The sequence below is a fragment of the Kribbella sp. ALI-6-A genome (genome assembly GCF_001984195.1).
Taxonomy (GTDB): domain Bacteria; phylum Actinomycetota; class Actinomycetes; order Propionibacteriales; family Kribbellaceae; genus Kribbella.
In genome coordinates this window covers 833876-849194 of record NZ_MTQN01000012.1, presented here as the reverse complement: position 1 = coordinate 849194, position 15319 = coordinate 833876, and the positions used below count along the sequence as shown (strand labels likewise).

Annotated in this window: 14 protein-coding genes; 8 read left to right on the top strand and 6 right to left on the bottom strand. The window is 68.9% G+C overall.

Translation table 11 applies throughout. The annotated features are described in order from the left end of the window. Window positions 1–56: 56 nt before the first annotated feature. Window positions 57–2477 carry a Tex family protein gene (locus BWI15_RS30545; protein WP_077017994.1) on the bottom strand — a complete coding sequence of 807 codons (2421 nt, stop codon included), beginning with the start codon at window positions 2475–2477 and terminating at the stop codon, window positions 57–59. Between the two features lie 111 nt (window positions 2478–2588). On the opposite strand from BWI15_RS30545, the gene BWI15_RS30540 reads away from it, so the two are divergent. Further along, complete coding sequence (locus BWI15_RS30540) at window positions 2589–2996, top strand: hypothetical protein (protein WP_143465987.1); 408 nt, start codon at window positions 2589–2591, stop codon at window positions 2994–2996. A gap of 45 nt (window positions 2997–3041) precedes the next feature. Here the strand turns inward: BWI15_RS30540 and BWI15_RS30535 are convergent, their stop codons facing one another. Further along, window positions 3042–4529, bottom strand: coding sequence for an MFS transporter (locus BWI15_RS30535; RefSeq protein WP_077017992.1), 1488 nt, complete (start codon window positions 4527–4529; stop codon window positions 3042–3044). Window positions 4530–4585: 56 nt separating this feature from the next. After that, entirely contained in the window at window positions 4586–5215 is a 630-nt protein-coding gene (locus BWI15_RS30530; protein WP_077017991.1) for a DUF624 domain-containing protein, read from the bottom strand. A gap of 94 nt (window positions 5216–5309) precedes the next feature. Here BWI15_RS30530 and BWI15_RS30525 point away from each other — a divergent pair, with 94 nt between their 5' ends. From BWI15_RS30525 to BWI15_RS30510, 4 genes are all read left to right on the top strand, one after another. Then, on the top strand, window positions 5310–6392 hold the full coding sequence (locus BWI15_RS30525) for a LacI family DNA-binding transcriptional regulator (RefSeq protein ID WP_077017990.1): 1083 nt from the start codon (window positions 5310–5312) through the stop codon (window positions 6390–6392). 149 nt (window positions 6393–6541) lie between these two features. Continuing rightward, window positions 6542–7816 carry an extracellular solute-binding protein gene (locus BWI15_RS30520; protein ID WP_077017989.1) on the top strand — a complete coding sequence of 425 codons (1275 nt, stop codon included), beginning with the start codon at window positions 6542–6544 and terminating at the stop codon, window positions 7814–7816. Beyond that, entirely contained in the window at window positions 7813–8757 is a 945-nt protein-coding gene (locus BWI15_RS30515; RefSeq protein WP_077017988.1) for a carbohydrate ABC transporter permease, read from the top strand. Before BWI15_RS30520 ends, BWI15_RS30515 begins: the two co-directional genes overlap by 4 nt. Continuing rightward, on the top strand, window positions 8750–9652 hold the full coding sequence (locus tag BWI15_RS30510) for a carbohydrate ABC transporter permease (protein WP_077017987.1): 903 nt from the start codon (window positions 8750–8752) through the stop codon (window positions 9650–9652). Before BWI15_RS30515 ends, BWI15_RS30510 begins: the two co-directional genes overlap by 8 nt. Window positions 9653–10033: 381 nt before the next feature. On the opposite strand, the gene BWI15_RS30505 is transcribed toward BWI15_RS30510, so the two are convergent. Then, entirely contained in the window at window positions 10034–10375 is a 342-nt protein-coding gene (locus BWI15_RS30505; protein WP_077017986.1) for an ArsR/SmtB family transcription factor, read from the bottom strand. Between the two features lie 81 nt (window positions 10376–10456). On the opposite strand from BWI15_RS30505, the gene BWI15_RS30500 reads away from it, so the two are divergent. Beyond that, window positions 10457–11209 (top strand): SDR family NAD(P)-dependent oxidoreductase, encoded by a 753-nt coding sequence (locus BWI15_RS30500; protein ID WP_202817768.1) that lies wholly within the window; start codon window positions 10457–10459, stop codon window positions 11207–11209. A 35-nt stretch (window positions 11210–11244) separates the two neighbouring features. After that, window positions 11245–12024, top strand: a complete 780-nt coding sequence (locus BWI15_RS30495; RefSeq protein ID WP_077017985.1) for an endonuclease/exonuclease/phosphatase family protein — start codon at window positions 11245–11247, stop codon at window positions 12022–12024. On the opposite strand, the gene BWI15_RS30490 is transcribed toward BWI15_RS30495, so the two are convergent. Continuing rightward, a complete protein-coding gene (locus BWI15_RS30490; RefSeq protein WP_077017984.1) occupies window positions 12017–12571 on the bottom strand; it encodes a TetR/AcrR family transcriptional regulator in 555 nt (184 codons plus the stop codon). The genes BWI15_RS30495 and BWI15_RS30490 overlap by 8 nt on opposite strands. 285 nt (window positions 12572–12856) lie before the next feature. Between BWI15_RS30490 and BWI15_RS30485 the strand changes: the two genes are divergently transcribed. Then, window positions 12857–13687: a nitroreductase/quinone reductase family protein gene (locus tag BWI15_RS30485; protein WP_077017983.1), complete on the top strand. Its 831-nt coding sequence runs from the start codon at window positions 12857–12859 to the stop codon at window positions 13685–13687. A gap of 28 nt (window positions 13688–13715) precedes the next feature. Here BWI15_RS30485 and BWI15_RS30480 read toward each other — a convergent pair whose 3' ends face one another. After that, window positions 13716–15134: a tetratricopeptide repeat protein gene (locus BWI15_RS30480; protein WP_077017982.1), complete on the bottom strand. Its 1419-nt coding sequence runs from the start codon at window positions 15132–15134 to the stop codon at window positions 13716–13718. Window positions 15135–15319: the final 185 nt, after the last annotated feature.

The window sequence follows — 15319 nt, the reverse complement described above, 5'->3', positions numbered from 1 at the left end:
CCCGGTACCCAACAATCGAGGGGTACCGGGCCGTCGTCAGTACGTCGTACCGGCGCTCAGCGCACCGTGAAACCAGCCTTGCGGAACGCGTCGGCCAGCGAGCCCTCGTCCATCGGCGTGTCCGCCGGCTTGCTGCCCTGACCTGGGCGTCCGCCGCCCTGACCAGCAGGACCGCGCCCGCCCGGCCCTCGTCCACCCTGACCGGGCCCGCGACCGCCACCCTGACCAGGACCACGCCCGCCCTGACCCGCGCCACGGTTCTGCCCGCCGCCCGAGCGGCCCGACGTCGGCGCGCCGATCTCGTCGTCCAGCCGCAGCGTCAGCGAGATCCGTTGCCGCGGGATGTCGACCTCGAGCACTTTCACCTTGACGATGTCGCCGGGCTTGACGACCTCGCGCGGGTCCTTGACGTAGTTCTTCGACAGCGCCGAGACGTGCGCGAGCCCGTCCTGGTGCACGCCGATGTCGATGAACGCGCCGAACGCGGCCACGTTGGTGACCTGGCCCTCCAGCCGCATGCCCGGCTTCAGGTCGGCGATCTTGTCGACGCCCTCGGCGAACGTCGCGGTCTTGAACGCCGGCCGCGGGTCGCGCCCCGGCTTCTCCAGCTCGGCCAGGATGTCGGTCACCGTCGGCAGACCGAAGGTCTCGTCCACGAAGTCGGCCGCCTTCACCGACCGCAGCGCGGCCGTGTTGCCGATCAGCGTCTTCAGGTCCGAGCCGGTCTTGTCCAGGATGCGCCGGACCACCGGGTACGCCTCCGGGTGCACGCTCGAGGAGTCCAGCGGGTCGTCGCCGCCGGGGATCCGCAGGAAGCCGGCCGCCTGCTCGAACGCCTTCGGGCCGAGCCGCGGCACGTCCTTGAGCGCCGAGCGGGTCGCGAACGGCCCGTGCTGGTCGCGGTGCTGGACGATGTTCTCGGCCAGGCCGGGGGTGATGCCGGAGACGCGGGTGAGCAGCGGCGCGGAGGCCGTGTTCAGGTCGACGCCGACCGCGTTCACACAGTCCTCGACCACCGCGTCGAGCGAGCGGGACAGCGAGTTCTCCGGCAGGTCGTGCTGGTACTGGCCGACGCCGATCGACTTCGGGTCGATCTTCACCAGCTCGGCCAGCGGGTCCTGCAGCCGGCGGGCGATCGACACCGCGCCGCGCAGCGAGACGTCCATGCCGGGCAGCTCCTGGGAGGCGAACGCCGACGCCGAGTACACCGACGCGCCGGCCTCGGACACGACCGCCTTGGTCAGCTTCAGCTCGGGGTGCTTGGCGATCAGCTCGGCGGCCAGCTTGTCGGTCTCGCGCGACGCCGTACCGTTGCCGATGGCAATCAGGTCGACCTGGTGCGCGGCGCACAGCGCGGCCAGCTGGGCGATCGACTTGTCCCACTGGTTCTGCGGGACGTGCGGGTAGATCACGCCGGTGGCGACGACCTTGCCGGTCGCGTCGACGACGGCGACCTTCACGCCGGTCCGGAAGCCCGGGTCGAGGCCCATCGTGGCGCGCGTCCCGGCCGGCGCGGCCAGCAGCAGGTCGCGCAGGTTGGCCGCGAAGACCCGGACCGCCTCGTCCTCGGCGGTCTGCCGCAGCCGCATCCGCAGGTCGATGCCCAGGTGCACCAGGATCTTGGTCCGCCAGGCCCAGCGGACCGTCTCGATCAGCCACTTGTCGCCCGGGCGGCCCTGGTTCTCGATGCCGACCTTGCGGGCGATGGTGGTCTCGTAATCGGTCGGCCCGTCCACCTCGACGCCGGCCGGCAGCGGCTCGACCGTCAGCGAGAGCACGTCCTCCTTCTCGCCGCGGAACATCGCCAGAATCCGGTGCGACGGCATCTTGGTGAACGGCTCGTCGAAGTCGAAGTAGTCGGAGAACTTCGCGCCGTCGGTCTCCTTGCCCTCCCGGACCTTGGAGGCCAGCCGGCCCTGCGTCCACAGCCGCTCGCGCAGCTCGCCGATCAGGTCGGCGTCCTCGGCGAACCGCTCGACCAGGATCGCCCGGGCGCCGTCCAGCGCGGCCTGCGGGTCGGCGACGCCGGCCTCGGGGTTCACGAACACGGCTGCCGCGGCCAGCGGCTCGTACGACGGGTCGGAAAGCAGCCCGTCGGCCAGCGGCTCCAGCCCGGCCTCACGCGCGATCATCGCCTTGGTCCGGCGCTTGGGCTTGAACGGCAGGTAGATGTCCTCGAGCCGCGACTTGGTCTCCGCGGCCAGGATCGAAGCCTTCAGCGCGTCGTCCAGCTTGCCCTGGCTCTCGATCGACTCCAGCACGGTCTGCCGGCGTTCCTCCAGCTCCCGCAGGTAGCGCAACCGCTCCTCGAGCGCGCGCAGCTGCGCGTCGTCGAGCTCCCCGGTGACCTCCTTGCGGTACCGCGCGATGAACGGGACCGTCGAGCCCTCGTCCAGCAGGCCGACAGCCGCCTTCACCTGCCCGACCCCGACCTCCAGCTCGTCGGCGATCCGCTGCTCGATCGACTGCAAAACCACTGTGCCGTTCCCCTCTACGTCCAACTGACTGCCGCCCACATCCTTCCCCATCCCACCGACGAACGGCGACTCCCGCCCCCCAGTCTGTGGACAACCAGCTCGCGCTCGGCGATGATCCGGGCTGACCTGGGGGGATCGATGGGGAATTTCTGGGTGGGGCAGAGCGGGCGGCCGGCGCGCTGGATGCGGGTCTGGGCCGCGCTGATGGGATTGCTGTTCATCGTCTCGCTGATCTTCGATCACGACGATGTGGGGGACTACGTGACAGCGGTGACGCTGTGCGGACTGATGTCCGTCACCGTCTTCGCGCCGCGCGGCCTGTACGACGGACGCTTCGCCGCATGGAGCCGTCGCCACGTCGTCCTCAGCGCGGCTCTGATCGTTGCCGGGATGGCCGGCTGCTCGTTCGTCGTGCTGTCCACTGTCTTCGGTCAGCGGATCGGTGTGCTGGTCGGAGTCCCAGCCGGGATGGCGTTCGGCGCATTCGCCGCCTATCTGGACCGCAAGCGCCACGCATGAGCCGGCCCGCCGCCCGGGTGGACGACGGGCCGGTGAACTCGACGCTCAGGCGGCTTCGAGCACCTCGTCGGTTGCGGGCTCGGTGGCCTCGGTGGACTTCGGCCGCATCAGCGTGCAGGCGATGACGACCGCGGCGGCGACGATGGCGGCGGCGACCGCGAAGGACAGGTGGTAACCGCTGGTCAGAGCGTCCAGGACCGGCTTGCCGGCCGTGGCCAGGGACTCGGTGCGGGTGGCGGACAGCGTCGCCAGGACGGCCAGGCCGAGGGCGGCGCCGACCTCGGCCGTCGTACCGATCAGGCCGGAGGCCAGGCCGGCGTCCTCGGGCTTCACGTCGGCCATCGACAGGCCCATCAGCGCCGGGAAGCAGATGCCGCCGCCGAGGCCCAGCAGGATCAGCACCGGCAGGACGTGCACGACGTAGCTGCCGCCGACCGGCGCCTGGGTGAAGAGCACCAGGCCGATCACGATCAGCAGCAGACCGGCGATCAGCGGCCGGCGCGGGCCGAAGCGCATCACGAGCTTCTCGGAGTACCGGACCGACAGCAGGCCCATCACCAGCGTGGTCGGCAGGAACGCCAGCCCGATCTCCAGCGCGTCGTACCCGAGCACCCGCTGCAGGTAGAGCGAGCCGAGGAAGAAGATGCCGAACATCCCGGACGACGACAGCGCCTGGACCAGGTTCGCCCCGGTCAGCGTGCGGGAGCGGAAGATCCGCAGCGGGACCAGCGGGGTGGCGGCGGTCGACTCGCGAACGACGAAGCAAGCCAGCAGGGTCAGCGTCAGCGCACCGAGCGCGATCGTCCGCGGCGCGGTCCAGCCGAGCTCGGCGGCCGGGCTGACGATGGTGAACACGCCGACCATCAGCGCGGCGGTGATCAGCACGGCACCCGGTACGTCGGTCCCGCGGCCCATGCCGAGGCCCTTGTCCTTCTCGATCAGCCGGATCGCCAGCCAGGCGGTCGCGATGCCGATCGGCAGGTTGATGAAGAAGATCCAGTGCCAGCTGATCGCCTGGGTCAGCACGCCACCGGCGAGCAGACCGATCGAACCACCCGCGGAGGCGACGAACGCGTAGACGCCGATCGCCTTGGCCTGCTCGCGCGGCTCCGGGAACAGCGTCACGATCATGCCCAGGATCACCGCGGAGGTCAGCGCGCCACCGACGCCTTGCAGGAACCGTGCCGCGACCAGCATCTCCTGCGAGCCGGCGAAGCCGCACCACACCGAGGCGGCGGTGAACACGGCCAGTCCGGCGACGAAGATGTTGCGCCGTCCGAGCAGGTCGCCGAGCCGCCCGGCCAGCAGGAGCAGGCCGCCGAAGGCGATCAGGTAGGCGTTGACGACCCACGCGAGCGAGGAGCTGGTGAAGCCCAAGTCGTCCTGGATCGCGGGCAGCGCGACGTTCACGACGGTCACGTCGAGCACGATCATCAGCATGCCCGCGCAGAGCGTGTAGAGAGCGAGCCAGCGGGACCTGCCGCTGCCCTGCACGGCCGGCGTCGTCGCCAGGGATTCGGTGGTCGCGTACATGCTGGTTCTCCTCTGGTCCGTAGGTTGCTTACACCCCTACGTCGAACCAGAGCGGCTCAGATTGACACGCTGCCCGGACTTTTTTCGGCCCGCGTCCGCGGCGGGCGGGAGATCCAGTACGCGATCAGCGCCGGGACCAGTCCGGAGCCGATCACGAACAGCGTCGGGAGCCGCCCGACCAGCAGGAACCAGGTGGCCAGCCCGACCACGCCGCCCGCGACCGGCAGCGATCGCCGGAGCAGGAAGAGGTTCGCCGTACGGAACACGGTGCGGCTGGTCGCATCGTCGTCGGCCTGCGGCAGCACGGCCAGTGCGCTCAGGTACAGCCCGACGATCATCCCGCTGAGCGGAATCAGCACGGCCAGCGCGAAGATACGGATCGGGCCGTTGGTCGAGGCCCAGAAGAACAGGCCGAAGGCGAGCGCCACGCCGCCGAAGTACAGGGCCAGCCCGGCCGGCCAGAACCGGCGGAAGCACCACTTGAACTCGCCCCAGAACCGGCGCAGCAGCGCGGGATGCTCCTGCCCGATCGCGTACGGCAGCACCCGCTGGAGCGCGAACGCGGCCGGGAACAGCGTGACGATGCCGACGCTGAACAGCAGGAAGACCAGCTGCAGCATCAGCAGGTCGCCGACCAGCGAGAGCTTCGACATCACGACGTTGGTCCGGCTGCTGGCCTCGCTCACACCGGTTCCTCCTGGTTCCTCGGCACGCGGATGATCGTATGATCACAAACAATCACAAGCAGATCACAGCGCACAGTGTTGGGGGCCGAGTCGCATGCTTGCACCGGAGCGCCACGAGCTGATCCTGCGGAGCCTGCGCCGGCACGGCCGGCTCCGGGTGGCCGAGCTGGCCGCCGAACTCGGCGTCTCCGCGATCACAGTACGCCGTGATCTGGCCGAACTGGACTCCGCCGGACTGCTCCGCCGGGTGCACGGCGGCGCGGTCGGCACCAGCGTGGCCGGCGCGATCACCACCGGCAGCCAGCTCACGGTCGGCCTGATCGTGCCCAGCTCGACGTTCTACTACACCGACGTGATCCGCGGCGCCGAAGCGATGGCCGACCGGTACGGCGCCCGCCTGGTGCTCGGCGTCTCCGGGTACGACGTCCAGGTCGAGCAGGAGCGGATCGACAAGATCCTCGGCCTCGGCGTCGCCGGCCTGCTGCTGTCCACCGCGCTGGGTGACAGCCACGCCGCCGAGGTGGGCCAACGGCTCGACGCGATCGACGTCCCGGTCGTGCTGATGGAACGCGCCTTCGGCTTCCCCGACGTGGACCGCGAGTACGACCACGTCCGCACCGACCACGCGTACGGCGCGCTGCTCGCGCTGCGGCATCTGGCCGGGCTCGGCCACCGCCGGATCGGCATCAACCTGAACGCCAGCGTCACGGCGTACTGGCTGCGGCAGGGCATCGCCGAGGCGGCGGCGACGCTCGGCGTCGACGTGTTCGTCTCGCCCGTCGCCCTGCCCGCCACCGGCGAGGATCCGGACACGGCCGCACAGCTCGACGCGTTTCTGGCCGAGTGCGAAGCCCACGGCGCCGCGGCGGTCCTCGTGCACTCCGACGAACACGCCGCCGGCCTGGTCGAACGCGCGATGGAACGCGGCCTCCGCGTCCCCGAGGACCTCGCCGTGATCGCCTACAACGACGAGACCGCCGCCCTCGCCGTCGTACCGCTCACCGCTGTCTGCCCGCCCAAACTCCAGCTCGGCGAAACCGCCTGCGAGCTGCTCCTACGCCAACTGAAGGCAGGCCCGGGCCGCCGCTCGGCGACCCAGCACCTGAGCCTGCTGCCCGAGCTGCGCGTGCGGTCCTCGTGCGGCGCGCTGACCGCGCGCCAACGCGTGGCGCCGTAGATTCGGGCCATCGGCGGGCGCTCCGGTTGATCGAATTTGATCATTCGAGCGCCAGGTATTGACGCGGAAAGCCCTTTCCCATACTTTCGCTGCACTCGGTGCATCGGTCGTGACCCGACTGGCGCACACGGCAGCGAAGGAGTTCCCCTGTGAGACGTGGTGCTGGGTTGGCGGTGCTCGTGGCCGCGGTCGGACTGGTCGCGAGTGCCTGTGGCAACGGGGTGATCGACAAGAGTACGGACGGTGTCCCGCCGGCCGAGGCGACCGGGACGCTGCGCGTGCTGCTCCCGTCGTTCCCGGCCAGCAACGAGGGCCGCAAGGAGTTCGCGAAGGTCGCGGCCGATTTCAACAAGAAGTACCCGAAGATGAAGGTCGAGCCGGACTTCGCGACGTACAACAACCTGAACGAGAAGATCTCGACCTCGATCGCGGCCGGCATCCCGTACGACGTGATGGTGACCGGTGTCGGCTGGGTCCAGCCGTTCGCGGCCAAGCGGATCTTCGCCGATCTCGGCGACTTCGGGGTGACGCCGGACGTGATCAAGACCAAGAGCGTCGGGGCGCTGATCCCGGCGGTCTCGTACCAGGACCGGATCTACGCCTACCCGCTGCTGGCCGACGCCCGCGCCGTCGCGTTGCGGATCAGCGCGTTCAAGGAGGCCGGTCTGGACCCGAACGACCCGCCGACCTCGCTGGCCGAGATCAAGGTCGCGGCCGAGAAGCTCACCAAGCGGGACAAGAACGGCAACATCACCCGCAGCGGCTTCGATCTGGCCGGTGCCACCAGTTTCCGGCAGCCGTTCGTCACCTTCCTGGCCTCGACCGGTACGCCGCTGTACGTGAACAACGAGCCCAACTTCAACAACGACAAGGGCCTCGAGGTACTGAACTGGATCAAGTCGATGATCAACAACGTCCAGCCGTACGGGCAGCAGAACGCCGCCCAGCAGCCGCTGGTCTACAGCGGCGAGGCCGCGATGGGCATCGTCGGCGGCGCGATCGACTGCTCCGAGAAGGGGCTCGGTCAGGCCACCTGCGACGACCTGAAGTTCTTCCGGTTCAACAGCGGCAAGGAGATCGAGTACGTCGGTGGTGACCTCGCCTCGATCGGGTCGCGCAGCCGGCACAAGGAGGCGGGCTTCGCGTTCATCGAGTCGCTGACCCGGCCGGGCACCCTGGACGCGATGGCCAAGCTGAACAAGAAGCTGCCGGCCTACAAGGACGCGGCGAACTCGCCGCAGGCCAAGTCGAACCCGCTGAGCAAGTTCGTCGCCGAAGGCCTGCCGTACGCGGCCAACGAGAACAGCCCGCCGTCGAACTGGCTGGAGATGCGGTTCAACTTCGACTCCCAGCTCACCCAGGCGGTCCTCGGTCAGAAGGATCCCGCCAAGGTGCTGGCCAACCTGGCAGGACAGTCCCGATGAGCGCCACTCTCGAACGCCCGGGTCCCGCACTCGCCACGCCCCGTACGGTTGCCCCTGGCAAGGACAGTCGCAGGCTGATCCGCGGCCAGGTCCGGGCCGGCTGGCTGCTGATCGCCCCGGCCCTGCTGCACTCCGGGATCTTCATCGTGATCCCGGTGGTGTTCGCGATCGGACTCAGCTTCACCGACTACAGCTTCGGCGACTCCTGGGCCTGGGTGGGTTTCCAGAACTACGTCGACCTGTACAACGACCAGGACTTCCGTGCCGCACTGGTGAACACGATCCTGTACGCCGTCGTGGTGATCCCGATCTCGATGGCGCTGTCGTTGCTGATCGCGCTCGGGCTGAACCAGAAGATTCGCGGCCTGGGCTTCTTCCGGACCGCGTTCTACATCCCGACTGTCACCGCGACGGTCGCGGTGGCCACGATCTGGCTGTGGATCTACAACCCGGGCTCCGGCCTGGCGAACGGATTCCTGAGCCTGTTCGGGTTCGCCCCGAGCGCCTGGCTGTCCGACCCCGGGACGGCGCTGCCGTCGCTGATGGTGGTGGGGATCTGGCAGGGCCTGGGGACCAAGATCATCATTTATCTGGCCGCGTTGCAGGGTGTTTCGCGGGACCTGGTGGAGTCGGCGTCCCTGGACGGCGCCGGCCGGTGGCAGAGGTTCGCGCACGTCACCTGGCCCGCACTCGGCCCGGTCCAGTTCTTCGTCCTGATCACGTCGATCGTGGGCACCTTCCAGGTGTTCGACCTGGTCTACGTGATGACCAAGGGCGGTCCCGGCACCGAGACCACGGTGCTGGTGCTGGAGATCTACCAGAACGCGTTCCAGGCACTCCGACTCGGCTACGCGTCCGCCGAGACGGTGATCATGATGATCCTGATCGCGATCTTCATCGGCCTCGGACGCCTGCTGCAGAGGGCGGATGTCAATGACTAGCGCAACGGTGTCCGTGGTCGGCCAGACCAAGGAGTCGACGGTTCGGACCGGACGGATCGTGCTGTACGTCGCGCTGACGGTCGGCGCGATCCTGATGATCACGCCGTTCCTGTGGATGGTGCTGACGGCGTTCAAGAGCGAGCTGGAGATCACCAAGTTCTCCTGGTTGCCCGGCGAGCTGCGCTGGAGCAACTTCGTCGAGGCGATGCAGACGGCGCCGTTCCTGCGCTACTTCCGCAACAGCCTGATCATCGCGGTCGGCGAGACCGCGTTCACGCTGGCGGTCTGCACGACGGCCGGTTACGCGCTGGCGAAACTGCCGATCCGGGGCGCGAAGGCCCTGCTCAGCTACTTCATCCTGCTGCTGCTGGTGCCCTTCCAGATCATCTTGGTGCCGCTGTTCCTGATCGTGAAGTCGGTCCCGCTGTTCGGCGGCAACAACATCCTCGGTCAGGGCGGCATCGGCTGGCTGAACTCCTGGTGGGGCCTGATCATCCCGCTCGGCGCGGCGCCGCTGTTCACGTTCCTGGCCCGGCAGTTCTACGTGTCGATCCCGAACGAGCTGGCCCAGGCGGCCCGGGTGGACGGTCTCGGCGAGTTCGGCATCTTCTGGCGGATCATGACGCCGCTGATCAAGCCGGCCCTGATCACCATCTGCGTGTTCCAGATCGAGGCGGCCTGGAACGGGTTCCTCTGGCCGCTGATGATCACCACGTCGGACTCGATGCGACCGCTGCAGCTGGGTCTGGCGATCTTCGCCCAGAACCCGGCGGAGGTGCAGTGGCCCTACCTGATGGCCGGTACCGCGCTGGCGACCCTGCCGATGATCGTGATGTTCGTCTTCGCCCAGAAGCGCTTCGTCGAAGGTATGGCGAACGTGGGCATCAAGGGCTGAGCCCGGACGTGCGAAAGAGCCGCCGTCGACCCACGTGGTCGACGCCGGCTCTTTCGTGGTTCGCTCTCAGGCCCCCCAGAGAGTTCCCCGTTCCCCCCTTGTTACCGCCCCCCATTTCGGCGGGTTCCCCTTCGCAGGTGCTCGCCCCGCCCCGGGCGAGCACCTGCTGGGGCCCCCTCCACAAACCGGTGGTCCCGAAGAAACACCGGAGCGTCCGTCCAGCCCCCCGGCCAGGCCGCTCGAACCCTTTATCGTCCCAAGGTGAGGTGCGTTACACATTTCCTCACCTTTTTCAGAGGAATCCCGAACGATTTCAGTCCGGCCGGGTCAGAAAGGCGAATTTATCGCATTCCGAAAGGGCGCGTTCACACTGTGTGACGATCAGTCGGTGTCCACGCTGACCTGATGACCGGTCCCGTCGGCCTGGGCGGCCGTCAGTACGGCGGACAGCAGACCGGGAAACCTCGCCTCGACGTCGTCGCCACGCAGCGTCACCCAGCAGCGCGTGCCTTCTTTGCGCGTTCTGGTCAGGCCGGCGTCGCGCAGGACGCGCAAATGATGGCTCAGCGTGGACTTCGCGATCGGGGCGCGCAGTTCGCCCCACCCGCGCTCCTCGCCATCGGCCAGGACGCGAACCAGGCCGACCCGGATCGGATCGCTCAGTGCGGCCATCACCTCGGTCAGCCCGATCTCGGTGAGGTCGGGGTGCTCGGCAGCGCGCATGATGTCGATGATAGCTTGTTCGACGTTCTACGAACATCGAACGATTCGCCGGTCTGCGCCGGCGACCAGGAGGGAAGCATCGTGAGTTCTTTCGCCGGCCGGACCGTGATCGTCACCGGAGCGGGATCGGGGATCGGCCGTGCCGCGGCGCAGGCCTTCGCGGCCGCGGGCGCCGCCGTACTGGCTGTTGGTCGCCGGGCGGATGCGCTTCAGGAGACCGTGGACGCCACTGAGGGAGAGATCGCGGCGCTGTCGATCGATCTCTGTGCCGACGGTGCGCCGGCGACGGTGGTCGCCGCGGCCGACGCGCGCTGGGGACGCGTCGATGCCCTGGTCAACAACGCCGGGATCTTCGACCTGATGCCACTCGCCGAGCTGTCCGCCGAGCGCATCGACGCCTTGTTCGCGGTGAACGTCACCGCTCCGAGCCTGCTGGCGCAGGCCGCGCTGCCCCACCTGCGAGCGGGGCAAGGCGCGATCGTCAACGTCTCCAGCACCTTCGGCCACCGCCCGCTCGCCGGCGCGGCCCACTACGCCGCCGCCAAAGCCGCGATCGAGCAACTCACCCGAAGCTGGGCGCTGGAACTCGCCCCCGACCGGATCCGCGTGAACGCCGTCGCGCCCGGCCCGACCGAGTCCGAAGCTCTCGCTGCCGCCGGCCTGCCCGCAGAGCTGGTCGATCAGGTGAAAGCCGACGAGTCCGCCCGTGTCCCCCTCGGACGGCGTGGCACTCCCGACGAGGTGGCCCGCTGGATCCTCCACCTCGCCGACCCGGCCACCAGCTGGCTCACCGGCCAGGTTCTCACCGTCGACGGCGGCCTCGAGCTCACCTGATTGCCGCGGCCCCCGAGCGGGCACGTTGAAACGCGATGCGAATCCTCACCCTGAACGTGCAGAACGACGTGGGCGACCCGCGTCGCTTCGCGCTGATCAACGCCGAGATCCGCCGCCTCGCGCCGGACGTCGTCATGCTGCAGGAGGTCTGCTACCCGTCCGGCGGCCACGACCAGCTGTCCGAGCTGCTCGACGGCACCGATCTGAACCACCGCACCCACCAGTACGACGTACTGCCGGACCTGCCAGACCTGCCCGAGCTGTTCCAGCACGACGGCACGGCGATCGCGACCCGCCGGCCGCACCGCGTCACCGACGTACTGGAGAGCCCGACGACGGACCCGCACTGGTGGACACTCGCGGTCAGCCTCGACCTCGGCGAGCGCGAAGTCCTGGCGATCACCCCCACCACTCCGTGGCGTCTGGACCACGAGTACGCCCGCGAACGCCAGGCCCTCGACATCGCCACCCTGCACGCCCGGCACGATCTCCCGACGATCCTGGCCGGCGACTTCAACGCGACCCCGGACGCGGCGAGCATCCGCTTCCTCTCCGGCCTCCAGTCACTGGACGGCCGAAGCACCCACTTCCACGACGCCTGGACGATCGCGGGCTACGGCCCGGGCCACACCTGGACCACCGACAACCCGCTGGCCCGCGAGGAGATCGCCAAGCTGATCGCCCAGCCCATCCACCACCGCCGCATCGACTACATCTTCGTCGCCTCGGCCACCGTCACGTCAGCCTCCCTGATCGGCGTCGACCCACCCCTGAGCGACCACTACGGCCTGACCGCCGACATCGACTTCAGCTGAGGTGCGCGTCCACGGCGCGAACGACGAAGGCGTCCAACTGACTGTCCTCGAGAATCAGGTCGAGCGTCTTGGTCGCGCGGAGAACCGCCAGACCGTGCAGGTTGGTCCACAGCCCGACAGTGCGCTCAGCCGCATCGGGTACCTCCGGAACAGCGGCGGCCACCACCGAGGTCAACGTCTCGGTCAACGGCAACGTCGTCGCCCGAAGGTTGCCCCCGGCACCTTCCAGCAGATCGTGCCGAAAGATCAGCTCGAACATCGCCGGCCGCTCGGCGGCGAACGCCAGATAACGCCGCCCGAGCTCCACCAGCCGCGCCCGAGGTTCCCCAGTCGCCGGCGCGGTGAGCCGCGCGGCGAGATCAGCCAGCCCGGTCGCCGCAATCGCGGCCAGCAACGAGTTGTGAGTAGGAAAGTACCGCCGCGGCGCACCATGCGAAACGCCGACCCGACGAGTGATCGCCCGCAACGACAACGCCGCCGCCCCGTCCTGCTCGAGCAGCTCGACACCCGCCACCACCAGCCGCTCCCGCAACGGAATCTCGTCCACGCGAGCATTCTCCCGTACGAAGAGCCTGTTTTCCTGCACCTGTTGTGCCGTACGCTTTCCACCGTGACTGCCGGGTCGGCTTCGAGCCAAGTACGAGTTGGGTTCCCGGCCGCGTTCTGAGCGCGGCGAGGGTCGATCGCGGCCCGCCTGTTTTCACTGATCGGCGCGTGAGTTCCGCCGCGCCTTCTGGTCGATCACCTCTCCTCCGTCCCGGACAGATTCCTGCCCGCGCGTCCCCGCGGGCCACTGCGTCATGCCCAGTTTGGCTTGCCCGAAAGGATTTGAATGAACGATTTCACCCAGCAGCTCATCGAGCAGTTCCGCGCCAACAACGGCGTGGTCGGCGGCCCGTTCGAGGGTGCGCGCCTGCTCCTGCTCACCACGACCGGCACACGCTCCGGCCGTCCCCACACGTCCGTGCTCGGCTACTACCCCGACACTGCCGAGCGAGTCCTCGTCGTCGGCTCGGCCGGCGGTGGCTCCAAGAACCCCGACTGGTACTACAACCTCCGCGCCAATCCCCGTGCCACCGTCGAGACCGGCGTCTTCACGTACGAGGCCGAGGCCACGATCCTGGACGGCGACGAGCGCGACCAGATCTTCGCCCGCCTCGTCGAGGCCGACGCAGGCTGGGGCGAGTACCAGCGCAAGACCACCCGGACCATCCCGGTCGTCGCGCTCACCCAGATCGACGGTGGTCCGCCGAACGCCTCCTCCTTCGGCGAGGCGCTCCGCCTGATTCACGGCGTGCTCCGGCGCGAACTGGCCTTGATCCGCAAGGAAATCGCCGCCGCGGCCGACGGTCCGAACGCGATGGTCGGCCTGGGCGCGCAACTCCGGATCAACTGCCTGACGCTCTGCCAAGGCCTGCACTTCCACCACACCGGCGAGAGCAAGGGCATGTTCCCCGCCCTGCTCGATCGCTATCCCGAGCTCACAGCCACGATCGCCGGACTGCAGGCGGACCACGACAAGATCGCCCTGCTGCTCGAGGAGCTCCAGGAACTGGTCAGCACCGGCAGCCCGGCCGTCGTACTGCCCGAGGTCGACCGCCTGATCGACGAGGTCGTCACGCACCTCGACACGGAGGAGGCCGCGCTCATCCCTCTGCTCTGACCTCCCAGCCTTCCGGAGTGGTTGAGAGTCAGCGCAGGAACAGGTACCTGAAGGCGGCCTGGATGGTCGCGGCAGAAGGCACGACCGGCTGGGTCGACGGCGGATAGTCCCAGCCGGTCAAGTAGGTGGTGTAGGTGATCCGGCTCGGGCAGGCCGTGCCGCTGATCTGCACGCGGGTGTTCGACACCAGCCGGCCGGTGCGCAGCTCGTAGACCTTCACCGGGACAGCGATCTTGTGGAACGTCACGTCGGAGACGTTCTGCGGGTTCGACTCGCTGCGGTACGGGCAGGTCCGGGCCGCCGCACCGTCCTCCGCGTCCTCCGTGCAGACGACGATGACGGCGTTGCTGGCGTCGCTCGCCCGCCACGAGGCCGGCAGCCGCTTGGTCATCTCGTCGTCGCCCTCGAACAGCCCCGAGTTGAACCCACGCTGGTACGGCCGGGCGCCGCTGAACTTCGCCGGCGCGTCGCAGTACGCGTTGCGCGCCAGCAGATCGCGCACCTGCGTCAGCTCGATCGCCAGCGTCGCCTGCCGAATCCCGGCCCGCGCCTTCGCCACCCGCGCGTCCTTCGGGTACTGCGAAATCAGCTGCTGGTACGACGACCGCGCGGCCGCCCAGTTCTTCTGGCTCATCAGCCGATCGGCGCACGCCGCGATCGCCGGCGGCGCGGTCTTCGTCACGGCGGCACGGGACTGATCGAGCACGTTGTTGGTCGGTTTGCGCTGCCGAAGCCAGTCGGTCACCCGGACGGTCCGGCACGGGTCCTTCACCGGCAGGTCGTCGAGCCAGCCCTTCAGCGTCACGTCGACGGTCTTCTCGTGCCCCGGCTCGGCCAGCACCGAGCCCAGTACGTCGAACCCGTCCTGCAAAGCGGTGTAGTCACCAGTGAGCCCGATCGCCAGTTCGCCCTTGGCTCGCCCCAGCCGGTCGCACAGCTCGACGTCCTCATCGCCCTGCGCGGTCCCCGGCGCATCGACGACCCGATGCCCGAGCCACACCTCGTCCTGGGTGTTGATGAGCTTCGTGCAGTCCCCGGCCGCCCGCGCCTCGGCGACCTCGCCCGCAGTCCGGCCGGCGTCGTACCGGAGCAGGCCGACCGTCAGCAGTACCGGGATCGTGATCGCGAACGCGACCACCCGCTTGGGCAGGTCGGAGGCTTTGCGCGGCGCGGCGTTCGCGAGGAAGAAGCCGTGCAGGATGCTGATCACCCACCAGGCGACCAGCGCGAGCTCGCACCAGGGTTTCTTCAGCACCAGCAGGAAGATCAGCAGCGCGCCGACCAGCATCAGGTTGAGGATCGCGAAACCCCAGCGCTTCATCAGTACGTACCCGACCCCGAGCAGCGACGCGTTGCCGACCGCGACCGCGAGCGGATCAGGCGTCACCACGGCCGGCGGCTGCGGCGGAGGCGGTGGCTGCCAGGCGTACTGCGGCGTGTAGCTCATCGGTCTCTCTCCCCAGCAGAAGCGATCGTCACTGTCAGTGTGCGCAGTGAACCGGCCTTCAACCCTGGATGTCCGGGACCTGCCACCCGCTGCCGGTGTGACGCCGGACTGACGCCGATCCGAAGCCGCCGAGGAGCCCGGCGCTGATTGCCTGGTGCCATCAAGCTGAACCGTCGAAGAGGGAG